Origin of the sequence: Prosthecochloris sp. (genome assembly GCA_015482705.2) — a bacterium.
Taxonomy (GTDB): domain Bacteria; phylum Bacteroidota; class Chlorobiia; order Chlorobiales; family Chlorobiaceae; genus Prosthecochloris.
Map to the genome: position 1 here is coordinate 1 of JADMLA020000003.1, position 19,631 is coordinate 19,631.

General features: G+C 48.3%; 15 protein-coding genes. 12 read left to right on the top strand and 3 right to left on the bottom strand.

The annotated features are described in order from the left end of the window. Positions 1–161: 161 nt before the first annotated feature. The 5 genes from QZ209_RS00185 to QZ209_RS00205 all read left to right on the top strand — a co-directional run bounded on the left by QZ209_RS00185 (position 162) and on the right by QZ209_RS00205 (position 5,255). Positions 162–1,013, top strand: a complete 852-nt coding sequence (locus QZ209_RS00185) for a 4Fe-4S dicluster domain-containing protein (protein ID WP_294343300.1) — start codon at positions 162–164, stop codon at positions 1,011–1,013. A 100-nt stretch (positions 1,014–1,113) separates the two neighbouring features. Continuing rightward, positions 1,114–1,509, top strand: a complete 396-nt coding sequence (locus tag QZ209_RS00190) for a tetratricopeptide repeat protein (protein ID WP_366515724.1) — start codon at positions 1,114–1,116, stop codon at positions 1,507–1,509. Between the two features lie 20 nt (positions 1,510–1,529). After that, positions 1,530–3,158, top strand: a complete 1,629-nt coding sequence (hcp, locus tag QZ209_RS00195; protein ID WP_294343190.1) for a hydroxylamine reductase — start codon at positions 1,530–1,532, stop codon at positions 3,156–3,158. A 73-nt stretch (positions 3,159–3,231) separates the two neighbouring features. Then, positions 3,232–3,888, top strand: a complete 657-nt coding sequence (locus tag QZ209_RS00200; RefSeq protein ID WP_294343191.1) for a hypothetical protein — start codon at positions 3,232–3,234, stop codon at positions 3,886–3,888. Between the two features lie 524 nt (positions 3,889–4,412). Further along, positions 4,413–5,255: an outer membrane beta-barrel protein gene (locus tag QZ209_RS00205; RefSeq protein ID WP_294343192.1), complete on the top strand. Its 843-nt coding sequence runs from the start codon at positions 4,413–4,415 to the stop codon at positions 5,253–5,255. On the opposite strand, the gene QZ209_RS00210 is transcribed toward QZ209_RS00205, so the two are convergent. Then, complete coding sequence (locus tag QZ209_RS00210; protein ID WP_294343193.1) at positions 5,218–5,607, bottom strand: hypothetical protein; 390 nt, start codon at positions 5,605–5,607, stop codon at positions 5,218–5,220. The two genes, QZ209_RS00205 and QZ209_RS00210, sit on opposite strands and share 38 nt — an antisense overlap. Before the next feature lie 253 nt (positions 5,608–5,860). On the opposite strand from QZ209_RS00210, the gene QZ209_RS00215 reads away from it, so the two are divergent. Next, positions 5,861–7,366 (top strand): alkaline phosphatase, encoded by a 1,506-nt coding sequence (locus tag QZ209_RS00215; RefSeq protein WP_294343194.1) that lies wholly within the window; start codon positions 5,861–5,863, stop codon positions 7,364–7,366. Between the two features lie 98 nt (positions 7,367–7,464). Continuing rightward, a complete protein-coding gene (locus QZ209_RS00220; protein ID WP_294343195.1) occupies positions 7,465–8,589 on the top strand; it encodes a YibE/F family protein in 1,125 nt (374 codons plus the stop codon). A 153-nt stretch (positions 8,590–8,742) separates the two neighbouring features. On the opposite strand, the gene QZ209_RS00225 is transcribed toward QZ209_RS00220, so the two are convergent. Next, positions 8,743–11,934, bottom strand: coding sequence for a calcium-binding protein (locus QZ209_RS00225; protein WP_294343196.1), 3,192 nt, complete (start codon positions 11,932–11,934; stop codon positions 8,743–8,745). Between the two features lie 470 nt (positions 11,935–12,404). On the opposite strand from QZ209_RS00225, the gene QZ209_RS00230 reads away from it, so the two are divergent. The 5 genes from QZ209_RS00230 (at position 12,405) to QZ209_RS00250 (ending at position 16,616) form a co-directional block, all read left to right on the top strand. After that, the gene (locus QZ209_RS00230; RefSeq protein WP_294343303.1) at positions 12,405–13,115 is read left to right on the top strand and encodes a DNA alkylation repair protein; all 711 of its coding nucleotides are present in this window, start codon (positions 12,405–12,407) and stop codon (positions 13,113–13,115) included. After that, positions 13,115–13,531 (top strand): metalloregulator ArsR/SmtB family transcription factor, encoded by a 417-nt coding sequence (locus QZ209_RS00235; RefSeq protein WP_366515725.1) that lies wholly within the window; start codon positions 13,115–13,117, stop codon positions 13,529–13,531. The genes QZ209_RS00230 and QZ209_RS00235 overlap by 1 nt, the downstream gene beginning before the upstream one ends. Positions 13,532–13,626: 95 nt before the next feature. After that, positions 13,627–14,691 (top strand): SO_0444 family Cu/Zn efflux transporter, encoded by a 1,065-nt coding sequence (locus QZ209_RS00240; protein ID WP_294343308.1) that lies wholly within the window; start codon positions 13,627–13,629, stop codon positions 14,689–14,691. Positions 14,692–14,900: 209 nt separating this feature from the next. Beyond that, positions 14,901–15,968: an alpha/beta fold hydrolase gene (locus QZ209_RS00245; protein ID WP_294343197.1), complete on the top strand. Its 1,068-nt coding sequence runs from the start codon at positions 14,901–14,903 to the stop codon at positions 15,966–15,968. 15 nt (positions 15,969–15,983) lie between these two features. Next, on the top strand, positions 15,984–16,616 hold the full coding sequence (locus QZ209_RS00250) for an HAD family phosphatase (RefSeq protein ID WP_294343198.1): 633 nt from the start codon (positions 15,984–15,986) through the stop codon (positions 16,614–16,616). A gap of 7 nt (positions 16,617–16,623) precedes the next feature. Here the strand turns inward: QZ209_RS00250 and uvrA are convergent, their stop codons facing one another. Next, positions 16,624–19,470: an excinuclease ABC subunit UvrA gene (gene uvrA / locus QZ209_RS00255; protein ID WP_294343199.1), complete on the bottom strand. Its 2,847-nt coding sequence runs from the start codon at positions 19,468–19,470 to the stop codon at positions 16,624–16,626. Positions 19,471–19,631: the final 161 nt, after the last annotated feature.

The following is a 19,631-nucleotide window of genomic DNA, read 5'->3' on the forward strand; positions in this document are numbered from 1 at the left end:
TTGACGGGATAACGATCGGTAAACTGCTCGGTGATCTCAAGGCACTTGATGATGGGAAAATATCGGGTAAATCGTTTGTATCGGTTAGACAATAACATACTAGAAACGTGAACAGGGAGTGGTATGCAGTGCACAATCATGACCTTATGCAGGAAGCAACAATGAAAAGAGAGATCATAACCATAGACCAGACAAAGTGTGACGGTTGTGGTGACTGTGTGCCCGGTTGTCCGGAAGGTGCATTGCAGATTATCGACGGTCGGGCAAGACTGGTCGGTGATCTTTTCTGTGACGGGCTCGGAGCGTGTATCGGAACTTGTCAAAAAGGGGCGATAAGCGTCGAGGAACGTGACGCCGAACCCTATGATGAGCGGCGGGTTATGGAAGAGATGATCGTAAAAGGGGGAACAAACGTCATTGCTGCACATCTTGAACATCTCAAAGCGCATGGAGAAGAGGAATATTTACAGCAAGCGCTGGTTTACCTGAAAGAAAAAGGGATTGAAAGCCCGATAAACGACGTGCAGGGCAACCAGTCGTCCGAACATGAAGGCTGTGGATGTGCCGGTAGTGTGCTAATGGATTTCAGAAAAAACGGCAATGATGTCGAACAGGGCGAATCAACCGGACAGCAGAAATCCGAATTGACGCAGTGGCCGATACAGCTTCATCTCGTGACACCGCTCGCTCCTTGCTATCGGGATTCGGATCTTTTACTTGCTGCGGATTGTACGGCATTTGCAATTGGAGCATTTCATCCGGCTTTCATGAGGGGCAAGAGCATAGCGATTGCATGTCCGAAACTCGATTCGGGAATAGACCGATATGTAGAAAAGCTGAAATCTATGATTGAACTGGCGAATATCAACACCATTACCGTTGTGATTATGGAAGTTCCCTGTTGCGGAGGGCTTGTTTCAATTGTCAATCAGGCGCTTGACAAGGCGTCCAGAGACGTGCCGGTTACAAAGATTGTTATCGGTGTGAGGGGAGATGTTCTTGGTGAGCGTTGATAAAAAAATCATCACAAGGAAAAATGACTGAATAGGTGCATTTCGAAAAGCCGTCATCGATCTTTAAAAGATTGTCATTGAAGAAATGTTAAAAGATGCTTTGGGCAGTTATAGAGGTTCGGTCGAAGAACTTGACAGGATAATAGAGCAGAATCCGGAAAATGCCATGGCATACTACAACCGTGCAAATGCAAAAAACGGTACAGGTGATGTCAGGGGTGCAATAGATGATTACACGATGGCGATCGAGCTTGGGCTGAGACTCCGTGAAAAATTTCTTGCCCATGGAAACAGAGGTATAACCAGAGCCGATCTGGGTGATGTAGAGGGTGCAATGGAAGATTTTACGGCAATTATCGAAGCTTGTCCGAAAAGCAAGAGAATTCTGAAGACCGCCCTGTTTAACAGATCGTTGCTTAAAAAGGCAAGTGGTGACTTTCGAGGTGCCGATCGAGATTATCAGTATGCAGTATCTGTTGAAATACATAAACAATAAGCAAGGCAAGGAGGAGAATTATGGGGATGTATTGTGATCAGTGTCAGGAAAGCGTCCAGAAAACAGGATGTATCGCTCGAGGAGTATGCGGTAAAAGTGAAACCACGGCAAAACTCCAGGACATGCTTGTGTATGTTCTCGAAGGTATTGCAGTGTGTGTCGAAGCCTCCGGCAAAAAGGTGACACCAGAGCTTGGACGCTTTATCAGTGAAGCGTTGTTTGTTACGGTTACCAATACCAATTTCGACGACGATGCAATCGTTGACAAGATTTTCGAGGCGTTGGCTTTGCGTGATGAAGTGAAACGTTCATTTTCCGGTGTTCAGTTGCATGACAGCGCTGTATGGACAGGTGAAAGCAAAGAGGATTGTATCAGGAAAGCCGAAACATCGGGTGTTGCGGCACTCAGTGAGAATGAAGATCTGCGTTCTTTGAAAAGCCTGGTGCTTTACGGGCTCAAAGGGCTGGCTGCGTATACGGATCATGCAGCGGTTCTTGGTTACGTTGATGAATCGATTTACGATTTCTCTGTCAAGGCTCTGGCCTCGCTGACAAAAGAAATGACTGCCGATCAGTTGACGGCATTGGTCATGGAGACCGGCGAAACTGCCGTAAAGGCAATGGCACTTTTGGACAAGGCCAACACGGAAACCTATGGCAATCCTGAGATCACGACGGTGAAAACCGGGGTGGGAAACAATCCCGGTATCCTGATATCGGGTCATGATCTCCATGACATGGCAGAACTCCTGAAACAAACCGAGGGGAGCGGTGTCGATGTGTATACTCATTGCGAGATGCTCCCGGCACAGTATTACCCTGCATTCAAGAAGTTCTCTCACTTTGCGGGTAACTATGGCAGCTCCTGGTGGTCCCAGGACAAAGAGTTCGCTTCGTTCAACGGGCCGATTCTGATGACTACCAACTGTATTGTTCCTGTGAAGGAGTCCTACAGGAGAAGGATGTTTACAACCGGTAATGCGGGATATGAAGGCATCAAGCATGTACCGGCACCGGAAAATGGTGAAGCGAAAGATTTTTCCGAAATTATCGAACTGGCAAAAACCTGCCAGCCACCGACAGAGATCGAGAACGGTGAAATCATCGGCGGATTTGCGCACAATCAGGTTATCGCTCTTGCTGACAAGGTTGTCGAAGCGGTAAAGTCCGGTGCCATACAACGTTTTGTCGTCATGGCAGGCTGCGACGGTCGTCAGAATACACGAGAGTATTACACCGGCGTTGCCGATGCGTTGCCTGACGATGCGATTATTCTGACGGCAGGTTGTGCCAAGTATCGTTACAACAAGCTGCAGCTTGGTGACATCGGGGGCATACCGAGAGTGCTCGATGCCGGGCAATGTAATGATTCCTATTCACTTGCGGTCATCGCGCTCAAACTCAAGGAGGTTTTCGGACTGGACGATATCAACGATCTTCCGATATCGTATGACATTGCGTGGTACGAGCAGAAAGCCGTAGCTGTTTTGCTTGCTCTGCTCTCGCTCGGCGTGAAAGGTATTCGGCTCGGTCCGACCCTTCCGGATTTTCTCACCCCTGCTGTTCAGTCTGTCCTGGTCGAGAAGTTCGACATCAAACCAATCGGTACGGTTGAAGAAGATGTGAACGCCATGATGGCCGGGAAATAAGCCTGCGGGCATGGAAAGTATTCCGTAAAATACTATTATAGGGGCTTCTTATAACTCAAAAAATGATCGTTGTATGAAGCCTCTTTCCGTTGTGCTACTGGTTTTCGCTGTCCTTTCCTTGTTCTGTTTTCAGGTGTCGTTCGCTGCTGATCGAAGCGTTGTCGGGGTTTCGGATGCAACCAGCCCGTCAGCAGGTTCGCTCTCCGAGGTTGCAAGCCCGGCTTCAAGTAAAGGCAGCGCTTTACATGGCATTGACGATGATCGTTTTCGGCCCTCGATAAGCGTTTCGAAAGTCAAGCCGGAGATCGTTTTTCAGATAGTCCGGGAATCACTTCTGACCTACTCTTTTCCGGGGAGTAACTATTTTGTGCTGAATCTCAATACGACAAAAAATTTCGATCCTTCTTCGCTCAACCCGGCGTCGATCAGCGTCAATCTCAAATACTTCAGGAACGGTAAACTCACGGGGCAGGAACTACTCAAGGGGAAGTTCGTGAAAGCGAATTCAGATAATCCTCCTACAACCCCGTCGACGATTCTCCGGTGGAAATCCGACCCGACTCGATGGGCCACTCAATGTACGAACAGCACCGATTGCTACTGTCAGATCGATGTTTCCGTCTACGATACGCTCCTCTCCGATGAGGGGGTCAGACTCGACGGTGATCGTGATGGAGCACCGGGGGGGAACTACTATCACAGGTTTTTCAGGGGAATGTCCACTCCGTGAAGACTCGATCATTTTTTCCTGCCAAAACAATGTTCGTGTTACGTTCCTGTTAACCGGTATTCCCCTGCCGGACAGATAAACTACATTCTTCTCTATGCGTAAGAGGATCTCCATGGCTGTGCTGCACGCTTTTTTACGAGATTTTCTTGCGCTGTGCCTGAAACACTTGAGGTTGTCTCATTAGTCCTGCAATGAATCTTTCTGTAGTCATCCTCAGGCTTGACCCGGGGATCCATTTTTCAATGAATGTCAGTGTGGATACCGCATCAAGTGCGCCATGACTTTCGTTTCCCTGTCATCCTCGGGCTTGACCTGGGGATCCATCTTCGAATGAAAGACAGTATGGATGCATCAAGTGCGGCATGACTTTCTGCCGGAAACGTTAATGGTTATCGATAGCCGTGAAACACTGCTTTTGAGACATCCTTTACGGCTTTTGTCCTGTATATACCATGTAAAGAGGGCGTTTCGCGGCAATTGCTAAAGGCATTCATACATTCATTACCCATAATAAAGGAGAGAAGATGTTCGATAGGTACTGGAAAAAAGCAGTGTTGACCTGCTGTGTTTTCTTGGGTTCTTTCAATCTGGAGGCGGGTCCGAGGTTACAGCAAAAGAACTGGGAGATCGGTCCGGAAGTTTTCCAGCAGACCTATGAGGAGCCTGGTGTGATGAAGGAGGAAGGGGTCATGTACGGTTTACGAGGTGCTGTTGAATTTCACGACTTCATGCCGGGGCCGATTCACCTGTTGAGGGTAGAGGGTTCCTATGCCTGGGGTGAACAGGACTATACCTCCGGCAGGACAGGAGATATCGATGATATCGAGGTTTCTTTTTTTGAGGTGCGAGGTATCCTCGGTCACGATATACATTTTCAAAATGGTGTTGTGACTCCCTATGTCGGATTTGGTTATCGCTGGAAAGAAGACCGCGCTGGTGGAATGGTTTCCACATCCGGTGCTTTGGGATATGACAGGGAATCGAACTATTCCTACAGCCCTATCGGGATTGCCTTCGAAGCCGATCTTGAAAAAGGTTGGTCGATAGGGGGAAGGGTCGAATATGATCTGTTCTGGGACGGTACACAGAGAAGCTGTTTCAGCGAACTGCACCCTTTGAACAGTGATCTGGTTAACGATCAGAATGAGGGATATGGTCTGAGAGCATCATTGAGGGTAACCAGGGAACTCGATGAAACATTCCTGCTTGCTGTCGAGCCGTTCTGGCGGTATTGGGATATCGAGCAATCCGAACCTGGTGATTTTGACGAGTATAACCCTTTCCTTGGCAAAGTGGTTCAAAGAACAGGATATGAACCTGCAAACAGTTCTACCGAGTACGGTGTAAAAGTCGTGCTTTTTTTCTGAAAAGCGGGTCTTTTTTTAGTTGCTCAACGGATTTCCAGGCGGCTTTTGTCTTTGGCTCTCTCCCGGGAATCGATGTGCTTTTCTCTTTTCTCCATGGATGCCGCATCACGTCCGGCATGACATTCCTTTCCCTGTCATCCTCGGGCTCGACCCGGGGATCTATTTTCTTCTGAAAGTTTGCATGGATGCCGCATCGAGTGCGGCATGACGTCCCTCTCTTCCAGTCATCCTCGGGCAAGCGAAGCGCGACCCGGGGATCCACGGGTTCACTTGTTTCTTTCCATGGATGCCGCATCACGTCCGGCATGACATTCCTTTCCCTGTCATCCTCGGGCTTGACCCGGGGATCCATTGGTGTTGCTGTTGTTCAGCATTGAGGCTGGAGGGGATGATTTCAACCACAGTCGAAACCGGTTTTTGTGGCTGTTTTTTCTGCTTTCGAGATGTAACGTGTTGTTTGCATTCCTGTAATACCGCCTCAACATTCAATCGATATATTTTAAGCCGTTTTAGAACTGAGAACGATGTTTCCCCGGCTATCTCGCAATAGTCACGTTTCCCTTTTTCTTTCAGCAGCTTTTTTAATCTAACATGGAATTACAATCATGCAGAACACCAGAAAACGAAGAAGCTTTTTCCAGAGCCTTGTTTTTGGGCTTATGATGTCGATGCTTGTTGTGTCGATCTCGGGTTGCGACGATGATGATGACGATGGGGTTGTAAACGCGCCTTCATCTACCGATAAAACAGCAAAGTACATTTTCTTTTTTATCGGTGATGGCATGGCGAGTCCCCAGGTGAACATGACCGAAGCCGCCCTTGCCGATCCGAATTTCAGGCTTGTTAACGGTGCTGTCACTCTCGGTGCAATGAATCTCCAGCATTTTCCTACAGCAGGTATGGCGACAACCCATGCTGAAGACCGTTACATCACCGGTTCTGCCGCCGCAGCAACAGCTCTTGCAACAGGTAAGAAAACTTCAATCGGCACCATTTCAAAAAATGTCGCTCATACAGAGGATTTGAAAACAATGGCCGAGATGGCAAAAGAAAAAGGTATGAAGGTGGGTATTGTTTCCAGCGTGAGTATCGATCATGCCACTCCAGCGTGTTTCTATTCACATGCCGACAGCAGAAACGAGTATTACAATATAGCCAGCCAGATGGATGACAGTGGTTTCGACTATTTCGGCGGTGGTTACGCGAAAGGTAATTTTCCAGGCAAAGGGGCTGGTGATGTCGAGATTCAGATGCAGAATGCAGGGTATGAAATTGTCGACAACCTCGGGGCTTTGAAAGGTGTTCAGTCTGGGCAGAAATGTTGGGCTTATACCGAATACGACGGTTCCGGGGCATTGTTTTATGAAATCGACCGCATGGGCACCGACCATATCTCTCTTGCCGAATTCACTGAAGAAGGTATCAGGCTGCTCGACAATCCGAACGGGTTCTTCATGATGATCGAGGGCGGTAAGGTCGACTGGGCTTGCCACGCCAACGATGTTGTCAGTGCAACGCATGACATGGTCGCTTTTGACGATGCTATCGGTATAGCGCTTGATTTTTACAACCAGCATCCTGACGAAACGCTTATCGTCGTAACCGGTGACCATGAATGCGGTGGCCTTTCGCTCGGCTATGCTTCTACCGGATACGATACTGCGTTCAGCCTCCTGAAATATCAGGATATTTCCTACCAGGAGTATACCGAAATAGTCGGATCATGGAAAGGCACCGGTAAAACCTTTGCCGCTGCTCTCGAGGATGTTAAAGAGCATTTCGGCCTTGGCGACGATACCCTAGACCCGGCACTTGCGCTGAGCGACTATGAGAGGGATCAGCTCGAAGAAGCTTTTAACGATAGCATGAACGGTGGATTCGATCGCAATGATGAGGAAGTTTTTCTGAAGTACGGGCCTTACTACGATCCGTTTACCGTTACCGTTACACACATCCTCAATCAGAAGGCAGGGATCAGCTGGACAAGCTACTACCACACCGGTGTTCCGGTGCCTGTTTATGCTATCGGTGCAGGTGGGAACAGTTTCAGTGGCTCTTATGACAATACCGATGTCGCAAAGAAAATCATCGAGGCTGGAGAGCTGAACTAACCGGTTGCAAGAAAAATCGATACACCCTTTTCCAACCTTGCCTGAAAGAGCCGTTCTAGGCTCTTTCAGGTTTTTTATTCTTCATGATTATGGACCGAATGTTTTACAAGAAAGCCGATGTCTATTTTATTGCATTCATTGTTATCGCGTCGGTTTTTCTCTGGTTTTTACCAACCGGTTTCGAAAAGCCGGAACTTCAAAAAAATTCCCTGCGTGAGCGGGGAAAGGTCGTAACGGTCGACGACACCGACCTGAAGAGGGTCGGGCTGATTTTGACCGGTGAACAGAAAATGGAAATCGAGATCCTTTCAGGTGAATTCAAGGGCCGCAGTCTTGCTGCTTCCAATATTCTGATGGGTCAGATGAGTGTCGACAAGCTTTTCCGGGAAGGTGACGATATACTTGCAGTTCTGAAAATTGATGGAAAAACCGGTGAAATAATCAATGCAAGGGCAGCTGAACATTACCGGCTCGATATCGAGCTTATCTTGTTTGCACTATTCGGGTTGTTCCTGATTGGCTATGCCCGGTGGACAGGATTCCGTGCGTTACTCTCCTTTGTATTTACAGCGCTTGCGATATGGAAAGTACTTATCCCGCTTTTTCTCAAAGGTATACCACCGCTTCCGGTCGCTTTTCTCATAGTTTCGATGACAACGAGTGTGATCATGCTGCTTATCACCGGTTTTACGCGTAAGGGGGCGGTTGCGCTTTCAGGAGCTATCGGCGGAGTGGGAGTTACGACGGTTCTTGCAATTCTTTTTGGCGCATGGTTCCGTGTACCCGGGACGGTTAAGGATTTTGCCGAAATGCTTCTGTACAGCGGTTTTTATTCTTTGAACCTTACCGGGATATTTCTCTCGGGGATTTTTATTTCCGCGGCCGGGGCTGTCATGGATATGGCTATGGATATTGCCGCATCACAAGCGGAAATTGTTGAAAAACATCCAGGGATAAGCCGCAGGGAGCTGGTGGTTTCAGGTTTCAGAGTCGGTCAATCGGTCATTGGTACCATGACGACGACCCTGCTGTTCGCTTATTCGGGTAGTTTTACGTTTGTGCTGATGGTTTTTATGGCACAGGGGACGCCTATGGAATATATTTTCAATGTAAGCTATGTGGCTGCAGAAATACTCTTGACCCTTGTCGGTAGTTTTGGACTTGTGCTTGTCGCACCCTTGACAGCTGTGCTGGGAGGGTTTATCTACACGGCAAGAAGGTAAACAAAAAAGAGGCAGTCTCATTCGTCCTACTAGAATGAGTCTTTCTGTCGTCATCCTCGGGCTCGACCCGGGGATCCGTCTTTCAACCGGAAACACAAATATGGTAACCGATAGCCGTGAAGCAGTTCTTTTGAGACAGCCTCTTGTATTGCATCACATGATCAGAGCATAACTGCCGGTTTCTTCAACGATATTGGCTTCTGTCATCAATGCACCATAAACGGTGACCGTACCTAGAGTAGCCCCTTCAGGGGAAGTCATGGTTATAACCGTCGATTCGGCTTTGCCGTTGTTGTTCAGGTCGACATGCTGAAAATCGAGGTCTGTAGAGTACGAGTCAGGATCGCTGTCGTTATCAAAGATCATGATCGAATCTTCTTCTGATGCTGAAAAGTCATAAATCAGATCGTTGCCGTTCAAGGGAGTGAAATAGAATCTGTCGGCTCCACTGCCACCTTTCATGATATCGTTTCCGCCGTCGTCGAGAGAGACAAGATGATCGTTTCCACTCTGTCCGTAAAGCATGTCGGTACCGTTACCGCCGAGCAGCGTGTCGTCACCATTGCCACCATAAAGAAAGTCATCGCCGTCACCCCCGAACAGGAGATCGTTGTCGTTACCGCCGTTGAGATAATCATCTCCGTTTTCTCCATACAGCTGATCATCGCCGTCATTACCGTAAAGTTCGTCGGTACCGTCGCCGCCATGAAGATCGTCGCTGCCGCTGCCACCATTGAGGTAATCGTTTCCGGCATCACCGTACAGGCGGTCAGTCCCGTCCTGGCCGTAGAGACGATCGTCTCCTTCACCACCGGAGAGGGTATCGTTACGATCTCCGCCGTAGAGACTGTCATCACCATGTTCACCTGCTAGCGTATCGTCGCCATCCTGTCCATAAAGGCTGTCGTTGCCGATTCCTCCGCTCAAGATATCATCGCCGTTTCCTGCATTGAGATAATCGTTTCCGCTTTCTCCATACAGTTGGTCATTACCGTCATTACCAAACAGGTAATCATCACCTTCACCTGCAATCAAGGTATCGTTACCCTTACCGCCGTACAGCCGGTCATTTCCGGCATTTGCTGAAATGATATCATCGCCGTCATCACCGCTCATCCTGTCATCACCGCCGAACGCAACGAGTATATCGTTACCGGCACCGCCATATATCCTGTTGTTTCCGGTTCCGGCATCGAGGCGATCATCGCCGTTCCCGCCATTGAGGTAGTCGTCTCCCTCTTCTCCGAGAATGGTGTCATCGTCATCCTGCCCGTAAAGGTAATCATTACCGGTTCCCCCGTAGAGAAGGTCGCTGCCGTTTCCGCCATAGAGCTTGTCATCACCGCCGTTTCCAGTGATGGTGTCGACGCCGTCGTCACCCTTCATGGTGTCGTGACCGTCACCGGCAGTGATGGTATCGTTGCCGGCACCGCCGTAGATTTTGTTGTTTCCTTCTCCGGCATCGAGGCTGTCGTCGCCGTTCCCGCCATACAGCTTGTCATCACCACTTCCTCCCGCAAACGTATCGTCACCATCATCTCCATACATGGTATCGTCGCCGTCTTCGGCGATCAGCACATCGTTCCCGTCTCCACCGTAGACCCGGTTGTTGCCGCTACCGGCATGGAGGTAGTCGTCATCATCACCGCCGCGGATATAATCGTTACCTTCCTGTGCCGCTATGATGTCTTTTCCTTCCTGGCCGTAGAGTTTATCATCCCCGCTTCCTCCGATAAGAAGGTCGTTTCCGGCACCGCCGAAGAGAATATCATTGCCATCGCCCCCATCGGCAATATCATCACCGGCGTCAAGGTAGACTTTGTCATCTCCTCCTCTTGCATAGACTTCTTCGGCATGGTTCAGGCCCCTGACAGTGTCGGCCTCTTCCGAGCCGTAGATAATCTCTTTGTTCAGGTAGTAGTGGTTGAGCCATGTTGCCAGATCGCCGAGATTTGCATTCTGGTCTCCGTCTTCGTTGAGGATGTAGTCGCCTTCGATTTCAAACCCAAGATGATAGATGCCGTCAGCAACGGTGTTGATCAGGTTGTCGCCACGAAACTGTATGTTGCTGCCATCGTTTTGCACAAGATGGAAGCCAGTTTCGTCGCCGTTGTCGAAATCATCACCATGGAGTTCGGTCCATTCGTCGAGATGATGCTCGCGGATATAAGCATTGATGGTTCGTACATCGTCTACCGAAATCTTTCCGTCACCGGCTACTCCGGTGTTTTCAATAGCTTCGACGATGATTTCATTCATCCTGTTTGCCGCATCGGCACCTGTATTGATGTCGTCGGCGTCGGTGTTTCGGGCAAGGCCGGGATCGGTTTTTACCGCATCGGTCAGCCTGTCGAGACCGGTGCCGGTATCCGACTGGTCGATATAGTAATACTGTACCCAACTGGCGAGATCTTCGAGGCTTGCATTGCGGTTGCCGTCTTCGTTGAGGATATAATCACCTTCTATATCGAACCCAAGGTGGTAAATACCGTCGGCAACCGTATTGACGAAGTTCTCACCGAACATTCTTGTCGAAGCACCGTCGTTTTGAACCAGGTGGAACCCGGTTTCAACTCCATTTTCATCATCTCCGTGAAGTTCTACCCATTCTTCGTAATGATTATCCTGAATGTACTGGTTGATGAGGACGATATCGTCGGTCGAGATTTTTTTGTCTTCTGCAACGCCGGTTTCCCTGATGGCTTCATCGATGATTTCATTCATTCGGTTTGCTGTGTCGGCGGCTTCGGCAATTTCCTCATCGGAGATGTTTTTGTCAAGCCCCTTGTCTGCCATGACCGTGTCGGTTATTCTATCCAACCCGGTACCCGTTGTCGAGTGGTCGGTGTAGAACTGTGTCAGCCACTCTCCAACCTGATCAACCGAAGCGTTTTGGTCACCGTCCTCATTGAGAATGTAGTCACCCTGAATTTCGAAGCCGAGGTGATAGATGCCGTCAGCAACCGTGTTGATCAGGTTGTCTCCACGGTATCGCAGGGCTGCCCCGTCGTTTTGGACCAGGTGGAATCCGGTTTCCACACCGTTTTCATCATCACCGTGCAAGTCGATCCATTCCTGCTGGTAGTTTGTCCTGATATAGGCATTGATCTCCCGTACATCATCTCCGGATATTATTCCGTCATCCATGGCTCCGGTTGCTTCTACTGCTTCGGTGATGATGTCGTTCATGGCTGCAGCGGCTTTGGCTCCGCCTTCTATATCGTGCTGTGAAATTCTGCCTTCAAGTCCTGGATCTTTCTGAATTGCTTCGACAAGCTGATCGAGGCCATTGTTCCCGGGTGCAATGAGGTGGTTTTCCTCACTTTCATATTTTTTTTCTACCATGATATCGTGGGGGTTGGAGTATTTTTGCGGTTGAACGTAAAGTGATTGTTAAGGGGCAAAAGCTGTTAGAGTAAAATTTAAAGAAATAAAATACTTCCTGAAAAAACTGACGAAGTATTATTTGAGTATCTTGTTGTTGCTGTGTATTGATTGTCAATGTATTTGCAATAATCTATGTGCTTGATGTATAGTTTTTTAGTGTGTATAAGTAGTTTTTTTGAAGTGTTTTTTTTGTTTGTAAAAAATTTACAATTGTTACATGTTTTTTTGATACGAGCCTTCAAGAATGAGAGAGTAGTGGCGACTGTTACCATGCAGATGCCTTCAGGAGAGTTGTATATATTTCTGGTTTTTGGTTTTCTATTCGTGTCGAGGGTGAAGTTTTCTGATGTAATAGGTTGGGATTCCGTATCTTTTTTCAAACGGATTGAACGGTTCTCCTATTGCTCATTCAGTGTAAATGAGGGAAAATCTTGACAAAGGCTGACGAAATAAAACGTGTATTTAAAGATCTTGCAGATCCGGTAATCGCCGAGCATTCGCGGCACTTTTTCAAAACAGGCGAAGGGGAGTATGGCGAGGGGGACCGGTTCCATGGTATCAGAGTTCCGGTACTCAGAAAGTATGCCAGGAAATATCAAAACATCTCATTGGCCGAAGTCAGGCAACTGCTTGCTTCACCTTTTCATGAAGAGCGGTTTTTTGCGCTCCTTGCTCTGATAAGGAAATTCGAAAAAGGCGATAGTACAGTACGTAAAAAGGTTTATACGCTCTATCTCGATAATTTGAAGTATGTCGATAACTGGGATCTTGTCGACATTTCAGCACCCTATATCGTCGGTCCGTGGTTGGAAATGAGGGATAAAGAGGTGCTTTACAGACTTGCGCAATCGGAGGTTCTCTGGGAAAGAAGAGTCGCCATACTCTCTACATTTCATTGTATCCGGAAGAACAGTTTTCATGACGCTTTGTCAATTTCGGAACTCTTGATACATGACTCGGAGGAGCTGATCCATAAAGCTGTCGGATGGGGGCTCAGGGAAATCGGCAAACGCAATGTTACCGTCGAGAAAGCCTTTCTCGGGAAGCATTACAGAGATATGCCCCGAACGATGCTTCGTTATGCCATAGAGCGGTTTACTGAAGAGGAAAGAAAAAAATATCTACAAGGAACAGTATAATGACGGTACGTAACCGTGTTACATCCATCGTGGGCGATTCCATTACTGAAAAAAGAGAGGATGTTTGTCAGGAAGAGTGTTTTCACCCCGATTCGCTGCAGAAAGCAAAGAATGCCATGATGCCCCAGGAAACGCTGCAGGATCTTGCGGAGTTGTTCAAAGCGCTCGGTGATCATACCCGGGTAAGGATTCTCGATGCCCTCTATCATTCCGAGCTTTGTGTCTGTGATCTTACCGTGCTTCTTGAAATGAGCCAGTCGGCAGTTTCTCATCAGTTGAGGGTTCTCAGAGCGGGCAAGATCGTCAAATCGAGAAAAGAAGGGAAGAATGTGTTTTACTCTCTCGATGATGTGCATATTCAAAAGCTCATAGAACTGGGTTTGGAGCATGTAAGTGAACCGATGTGCCGTAGATAACAGTTTTTTTTATTCTTTTTTTGCATTACATATGAATATATTGTCATGTGAATATTTGTTTGTATGTCTTGGCGCTATGTATAATTTCGAAAACGATCGGGACATTGTTTGATAGTATCTATGAGATCGTACTCGCATCCTGGGGAATTCTGCTTGAATCAGCTCCTTATGTGCTTCTTGGTTTTTTTGTCGCAGGGCTTTTCAAAGCGTTTCTGCCCCATGATTTCGTGACGAAACACCTCGGGGGGAGAGGTGTATCGGGTATTGTGAAGGCATCGGCTTTGGGTGTTCCGGTGCCATTGTGCAGCTGCGGGGTTCTTCCTGCCGCAGCCGGGCTGAAAGAACAGGGTGCAGGGAAAGGCGCGGTAACCTCTTTTCTGATATCGACTCCGGAGACCGGGGTTGATTCAATCGCTGTAACGTATGCCCTTCTTGATCCGCTCATGACGGTAATCAGGCCTGTCGTGTCATTCTTCACGGCTGTTGCAGCCGGGATGGCGGTTTTGTACACGGATAGAAATGGCATCGATACAGAACCGTTCGATGTTCCCGCTGCTTCTGGTTCACCATGCGGCAGCTCATGCTGCTGCAAACAAAAAAACGAGAAAAAACAATCTTTCACCGCTAAACTAAGAGGGGGAATGACGTTTGCCTTTGGTGAACTTTTGCAGGATATCGGTACATGGTTCCTGGTGGGGATTGTTCTGGCAGGAATGATATCGGTGTTGCTTTCTCCTGAAATTGTGAGCATGTATTTCGGAAACGAGCATCTTTCGATGCTGTTGATGCTGGCGATCGCCATACCGCTGTATGTTTGTGCAACCGCCTCAACCCCGATAGCAGCTGCTCTTGCACTGAATGGTATTTCCCCAGGTGCTGCCCTTGTTTTTCTTCTTGCCGGACCTGCAACGAATGTTGCTTCGCTGACGGTAGTCTCGAGGATTCTCGGAAAAAAAGCTGTCATCGTGTACCTCGCTGTTATCATCGTGATGTCTTTCGCGGCCGGTATTGTCGTCAATAATCTCTACGTTTCTTTTGGCTTTGACATTGCAGACTGGGTTCAGAACGCTTCTCATGAAGAAGGCGGGATTCTCGCTGTCGTTTCTTCGATTGCTCTGCTTGTACTGATAATCCGCCCCTACCTGTTCGGAAACAAGTAACGGGTACCTCTTTTTATTATATTTATCCTGCAAATACGACTTCTTTGCTGGTTCCAGCCTGTGCGTAAAGGATCCCCATACTTTCGGGGTATCGATGAAATGCCGAAACGGGGGTTTACGTGGAGGTGCTTCGTGGGTTCACTCTTGTTAATGGGTTTTGCTTTGTATTTTACGGATAAAATCAAGCAAAATGTAAAAGGACGCGAGCCATGGTTTTATGGAAAAAGCACTTTCCGGGATATCTGGTTCTGCTTTGTTTTCTGCTTGGCGGATGTGCCTCGACGGCGGCGAGTGCACTGGAGGAATATCCTGAGTCTCCTGTCGAAGTATTGTTTGGAACAGACAGGAACCTTACGGATGCGGCAGAGCCCGGTAAAATGTTCGGGTTTGAGCGAGGGGATGTTTCCTACGGTGTTTGTACGGTGTCACTTCCTTTCGATCATCGTATCGGAGAACTGGAACGTCCGGTATTCAAAGAGGATAGTACGGAGCACATTGTTCTCATCGATGTCTCTTTGTATGACAGGCAGGCTTTTTTCACAGAGGTGAAAAGATTTGTCAATCGTTCAGCCGATAAGCAATTGCTTTTGTTTGTGCACGGTTATAACATGACATTCGAAAAAGCTGCACATAACATGGCGCAGATGGTTTCGGATCTTGGTTTTGAGGGGTGCCCGGTATTGTACAGTTGGCCTTCGAGGGGAAAGGTGAGTGGTTATCCCGCGGACGAGACCAGTGTGAGATGGTCGAAGAGCAAACTTAAACGTTTTCTTGAAGATATTGCCGAGATGTCCGGTGCAAAAGGCATCTACCTCCTGGCTCACAGTATGGGTAATCGGATTGTAACCGATGCTTTTCTGGAACTGATCGAGGAACGGGAAGATCTGAAACATCATTTCAGCGCCTTACTGCTTGTGGCTCCTGATATCGATTCGGGTATTTTTAGAAGAGATATTGCAGACAGTCTCGTCAGATCGGGTTCACTTGTTACCATCTACGTATCGAGTGAAGATAAAGCACTGAAGGCGTCTCATAGGATTCACGGTTTCCCGAGAGTGGGAGGGGTCGAAGGAATTCCGCTTATTGTTCCGGAGATTGAAACCATCGATGCAACCGGTGTCGATACGAGTTTTCTTGGTCATTCATATTTCAACCGCTCGAGATCCGTGCTGTCGGATATCTATTACATCATCAATGAGGATCTACGGGCCGATGAACGTTTTTCTCTCGAGGCGGTCGATACGACAGACGGACGTTACTGGAGGTTCAAAAAGTAGGGAAGAGGAAAAGTAATGATACATGCGATTCTTTGGGATAATGACGGGCTTCTTTTCGACAGCGAAACAGTTTTCTTTGAGCTGACGCAGGCGCTGTTTGCCGATTTCGGATTTGAGCTGCGAGAGGAATACTGGGGAATAGAATATCTGAGTAAGGCAAAGCGAACACGACAGGTTGCTCATGAGTTCGGCATGAACATGGAACAGGCCGATCAGATCATTGCGTTGCGCGATCGCAGGTTTCTCGAAGCCCTTCAGCAGCCTATTGCCCTTCGGCCGAAGGTTCGTGAAACGCTCGATGCTCTTTCAGGGCGTTTCAAACAGGGCGTCGTTACCGGGAGCCCCCGTGAAAAGGTTGAGCTGATGCATCGCTTGAATGGTCTTCACGGTTATTTCGACGTCGTCATCACTCATGACGATGTATCCGAACCCAAGCCTCACCCAGAACCATACCGTACCGCTCTTGAACGGTTGGGTGTAAAACCGGAAAATGCACTTGCCGTCGAGGACTCTGAAAGGGGACTTGCATCAGCGAACGCTGCAGGTATCGCTTGTGTTGTCGTTCCGAACCATCTTACACGGATTCAAAAATTCGAGCAAGCCTCTGCAATCGAAGAAGATGTTTCCGGAGTGCTGAAGCACCTTTAAAGACGCCCTACTTACGCGTGTTGTTCATTTCTTCTGCCAGAAACCGTCCGGTATATGAGTTTGGACATTCTATAAGTTGGGATGGAGGGCCTTCAGCTATGAGTGTTCCCCCGTTATCTCCGCCTTCGGGACCGAGATCTACGATCCAGTCGGCATTTTTGATGATATCGAGGTTGTGCTCGATAACGATAACGGTATTACCTTTGTCGACAAGCCTCTGCAGGACATCGAGAAGGTGCTGAATATCCTGGAAGTGCAGGCCGGTGGTAGGTTCATCGAGGATGTAAAGCGTTTTTCCGGTTTGCACTTTTGCAAGTTCTGCGGAAAGCTTGATCCTCTGAGCTTCGCCGCCGGAAAGCAGGGGAGATGGCTGACCGAGCTTTATATAACCGAGTCCGACGCTCTGCATCGTTTTGAGAATACGTTGGATACGGGGAAAGTCGGTAAAAAAAACTCCGGCCTCTTCAACCGTCATGTCCAATACATCGGATATGGATTTTCCCTTGTATTTCACCTGTAACGTTTCCCTGTTGTAACGTTTACCCTTACAGGTGTCGCATTGCACGTAAACATCGGGAAGAAAATTCATCTCGATTTTTTTTGTCCCGGCGCCTTGACAGGTTTCGCAACGTCCTCCTTTGACGTTGAAGCTGAAGCGCCCCGGCTTATAGCCTCTTATCTGGGCTTCCGGCAGACGTGCGAAAAACTCCCTGATAAAGGTGAATGCTCCGGTATAGGTCGCCGGATTGGAACGAGGGGTTCTACCGATTGGAGACTGGTCTACATTGACCACCTTATCGATATGTTTGAGTCCCTGGATGCTGTCATAGGGGTGGGTCAGCAGTTTTGAGCGGTAAAAATGTCTTGCAAGAATAGGATAGAGCGTTTCATTTATCAGGGTGGACTTTCCGGAACCGCTCACACCGGTTACGCAAATAAAGGTGCCGAGAGGAAAGCGAACATCGATATTTTTAAGATTGTTACCCCTGCAACCCTCGAGGTTCAGGACATTCGACGCTCTGATTTTTTTTTCTTTTTTTTCTGTTCGGACATCCTGTTCACCTTTGAGGTATGCCGCCGTTATGGAGTTTTCATCGAGAGTCGAGACGTGTCCCTGGGCGACGATTTCGCCTCCATGCTCACCTGCGCCAGGTCCGAGGTCGATTATTTCGTCGGCCATGAGCATGGTGTCCTTGTCGTGCTCCACTACGAGAACGGTGTTGCCTATATCTCTGAGGTTTTGTAACGAGTCGATAAGTTTATGATTGTCCCGCTGGTGTAACCCGATGCTTGGTTCGTCGAGAACATAGAGTACACCGCTAAGCTGGGATCCCAGTTGAGAGGCAAGGCGTATCCGTTGGGCTTCACCGCCTGAAAGCGTTTGAGAACTGCGGCTCAGGGTCAGGTAGCCCAATCCGACATTGAGGAGAAATTCAAGCCGTTTGGTTATCTCATGGAGGATCGGGGTTGCGATCATTCGCTCTTTTTCTGTAAGACGATCCGGTAGATCGTGGAAAAAATCGAGCGTTGCCGGTAGTGGGAGTGATTCGACTTCATGAATATTGCTCTCATTGACCGTGACATGAAGGCTCTCCTTGCGAAGGCGGGCACCTCCACATTCCGGGCAATGCTGTTTTGTCATGAAGCTTTCAGCCCATTCCCTGATTTTTGAAGAGCTGGAATTTTTCTGAAGCTCTTCAACATAAGCGAGGGCTCCATTGAACCCTTGCGGGTAGACATAATCTTTTCCGGCGTAGCTGTATGTTACGTCGAACGAGGTTTTGCCTGAGCCGTTGAGAAGGATGTTCAAGGCCTCGTCCGGTATTTTTTGTGCTGGGGTGTCGAGAGTGAAATCGTAACGTTTCGCTATGGCTTTGACCACTTGCCAGAGGTTGCGCTTGCCCGGTTTGCCGAAAGGTTCGATAGCTCCCTGGTTCAATGAAAGGGTTTTATCAGGCACCATAAGCTCAGCTGAAAGTTTCCGGATTTCTCCGAGACCGTTGCAGGTTGGGCAGGCGCCATAAGGTGAATTGAAGCTGAAATTATTCGGGGCGAGCGTGTCAAGCGGAACCGTACCGTCTGCAAAAGCATATTTTGTGCTGTAAAACTGTTCAGAGATTTCACTTTCGAAAGGAACGCAGATCACTGCCGACTTGTGTTCCGACATACCGATAGCCATAGTGACCGACTGTTTCAATCGTTCTTGTATGTCCGGTTGTATAACAAGCCTGTCGACGACGAGCTCGAGAGTGTGGCTTTTGTATCGCTCGAGCTGCATGCCTTTTTCCATCTCTCTGAATTCACCGTCAATGCGTGCTCGTAAAAAACCTTTTTGAAGAAGTTTTTCGAAAAGTTCGCGGTAATGGCCTTTTCTGCCGGTGACCAGCGGTGAGAGTATCTGGACTTTTGTGCCTTCAGGCAGAGAAAGAATGGCACTTACAATCGAATCTTCCGATTGTTTTTGCAGTTCCCTGCCGGTTTCTGGATCGTGCAATCTTCCGGCCTTTGCAAAAAGCAGGCGGATAAAATCATGTATTTCGGTAATGGTTCCTACTGTTGAACGGGGCGACCGGCTGGTGCTTTTTTGGTCGATCGATATGACAGGAGACAATCCTTCGATAAGGTCGACATCGGGGCGTTCGATATTACCTATGTACTGACGGGCATAGGCAGAAAGTGTTTCCATGAACCGGCGTTGTCCTTCGGCATAGATGGTATCGAATGCCAGGCTTGATTTTCCTGAACCGGAAATACCGGTTATGACCACGAACTTGTTTCGCGGGATGTCCAACGAAATGTTCTTGAGGTTGTGAACCCGGGCTCCCCGTATGCTGATCTTGTTGAATGCTGTCATGATGGATGCTGTGCACGATGCAAGAGGAGAGCTATATATCAAATCTTGTTCAACTAAGCAAGGAGTCAAAAGCGATGAACGAAGGTCTAACCCTGAATTTGTTTTGATGCAAACACCGTAAGGGTTCACTCTGTTGTTGTTTTTCTATTAGATAGGATTAA

What these genes read in the sequence shown, in the direction of transcription:
- QZ209_RS00205 (WP_294343192.1), top strand. Translation starts at nt 4,413, where the DNA reads ATGTTCGATAGGTACTGGAAAAAAGCAGTGTTGACCTGCTGTGTTTTC.
- QZ209_RS00225 (WP_294343196.1), bottom strand. Translation starts at nt 11,934, where the DNA reads ATGGTAGAAAAAAAATATGAAAGTGAGGAAAACCACCTCATTGCACCC.
- QZ209_RS00245 (WP_294343197.1), top strand. Translation starts at nt 14,901, where the DNA reads ATGGTTTTATGGAAAAAGCACTTTCCGGGATATCTGGTTCTGCTTTGT.
- QZ209_RS00185 (WP_294343300.1), top strand. Translation starts at nt 162, where the DNA reads ATGAAAAGAGAGATCATAACCATAGACCAGACAAAGTGTGACGGTTGT.
- QZ209_RS00235 (WP_366515725.1), top strand. Translation starts at nt 13,115, where the DNA reads ATGACGGTACGTAACCGTGTTACATCCATCGTGGGCGATTCCATTACT.
- uvrA (WP_294343199.1), bottom strand. Translation starts at nt 19,470, where the DNA reads ATGACAGCATTCAACAAGATCAGCATACGGGGAGCCCGGGTTCACAAC.
- QZ209_RS00200 (WP_294343191.1), top strand. Translation starts at nt 3,232, where the DNA reads ATGAAGCCTCTTTCCGTTGTGCTACTGGTTTTCGCTGTCCTTTCCTTG.
- QZ209_RS00210 (WP_294343193.1), bottom strand. Translation starts at nt 5,607, where the DNA reads ATGGATCCCCGGGTCAAGCCCGAGGATGACAGGGAAAGGAATGTCATG.
- QZ209_RS00215 (WP_294343194.1), top strand. Translation starts at nt 5,861, where the DNA reads ATGCAGAACACCAGAAAACGAAGAAGCTTTTTCCAGAGCCTTGTTTTT.
- QZ209_RS00220 (WP_294343195.1), top strand. Translation starts at nt 7,465, where the DNA reads ATGTTTTACAAGAAAGCCGATGTCTATTTTATTGCATTCATTGTTATC.
- hcp (WP_294343190.1), top strand. Translation starts at nt 1,530, where the DNA reads ATGGGGATGTATTGTGATCAGTGTCAGGAAAGCGTCCAGAAAACAGGA.
- QZ209_RS00250 (WP_294343198.1), top strand. Translation starts at nt 15,984, where the DNA reads ATGATACATGCGATTCTTTGGGATAATGACGGGCTTCTTTTCGACAGC.